The organism is Microcoleus sp. PH2017_35_SFW_U_B, assembly GCF_020737865.1.
Taxonomy (GTDB): domain Bacteria; phylum Cyanobacteriota; class Cyanobacteriia; order Cyanobacteriales; family Microcoleaceae; genus Microcoleus.
The window spans coordinates 1-1,497 of the sequence record NZ_JAEQDE010000007.1 but is presented as its reverse complement, the minus strand read 5'-3'; the positions used below and the strand labels follow the sequence as shown (position 1 = coordinate 1,497).

Sequence of the window (1,497 nt, the reverse complement as noted above, 5' to 3'; positions counted from 1 at the left end):
CTGTGCCTTAAGTTCGCGGTGTGAACCGCTCTCTCTCTGGCGCTTTATTAATATACTTATTTCGCAAGGGCTTGTCAAGCGTTTTGCGAAAATAATTTTTATCTTTCGCTCAATCTATACACCGTAAGGCTTTTGGGTGTTCCTCGATGCTCCGAGATCCGATTGCTCGTTCCTCTTTAACGCCAGAACCTGCTTTTTTACCCCCAATGTCAGTTTTTGACCGCCGTCTGTCATGAAGGGTCGGTAGAATCGTTGAGAGGTAAAATGGCTACTACTATATATAGAACCCTTTTGAGATCTTTTGACGATCGCCCGCGATTGAGACCCGCTCGGGCTATGGGCAAGCGGCTAGGGGCGCTCGGCTCCGGCTACAGGCGATTGCCATCCAATTGCCCCAAATTTAAGGTGATGCGGTTTCAACCGAAATTGGAAAGGGTGATTGGTTGTCTCTGCTTACTAAATTGATGTAACCCACATTCCGCACTTTAAGTTGAAAGTAAGGATTCAGGTCTAAAAACTTGTGGCTATAACGCTTTTCTGGCAAGGGTTATAGGACAAAATAATGTTTTTTGTCTTTGTCTGTTGATTGTCAGGCCTATGACCAGAAATGACAGTTTTTCGTCATAAGCTTGATAATTGGAGTTTAAACTAAGCAGGTCAAAAAGTGCGATTGCCCAAAGACTAGCTCACGTTTATCACAGGGCGAACGCATCTAAATTTCATATTAACAGAATATGGTATATTGGAGGATGGTTCTTGATTACTCAAAAAATATTTAATTAGAGTTTGCCCTGCATGAAACTTAAACCTAAAATCACCATCGCCGACCATTTTGCTGACTGAGAAGATCCAAGAATTGAGCGGACGAAACATCATCAATTAATTGATATTATTACCATCTCAATTTGTGCCGTGATTTGCGGTGCTGATACATGGGTCGATATCGAAAGTTACGGGCGAGCTAAATACGGGTAGTCCCCTGAAGGAAAGGATCGAGAGAATAAAACTGAATTCAAATAAAAGTAGGGATTTAGAGTTGTAAATTAGCATTGTAATGATGCACAAACCGCCAAATTGCAGCAATATGATTTTCTAATTTTTTAGAGAAGGCTAGGCTCTTTCTTACCAGTCGAGACACTCGTTGTCGAATAGTACAGTTGAAGCGCTCGATATAGCTAGTAAAACCACTATCTTTATCTACGCTTTGATGACGTTTGCTGGGCAATACAGAATCATAAGCACAAAACGTGGTCAGTATAAATTACTGCACATTGACGGTACACTGGTGGCATTGAATTCCATAGATATTGAGCCGATACTGCGCTACGATCTCCAATATGTACACCAACAATTTCCCTAGTCTGGGCATCCAATGCCAGCCAGACCCACTGCTGATTGCCTTTACTATCAACGAATGACCATAACTCATCCATCTGAACATTCAAGCGCTTTTTTTCTTTGGGAGTCACTTCCACTTGCTTCTTAACAGCAGCCGCT

2 pseudogenes are annotated in these 1,497 nt (G+C 42.1%); one reads left to right on the top strand and one right to left on the bottom strand.

The window, feature by feature from the left end:
* Positions 1-795 precede the first annotated feature (795 nt).
* Positions 796-966 (top strand): annotated as a pseudogene (locus JGK36_RS00060) (transposase family protein); the annotation flags it as partial.
* Between the two features lie 64 nt (positions 967-1,030).
* Here JGK36_RS00060 and JGK36_RS00055 read toward each other — a convergent pair.
* Positions 1,031-1,497, bottom strand: a pseudogene (locus JGK36_RS00055) (IS1 family transposase); the annotation flags it as partial.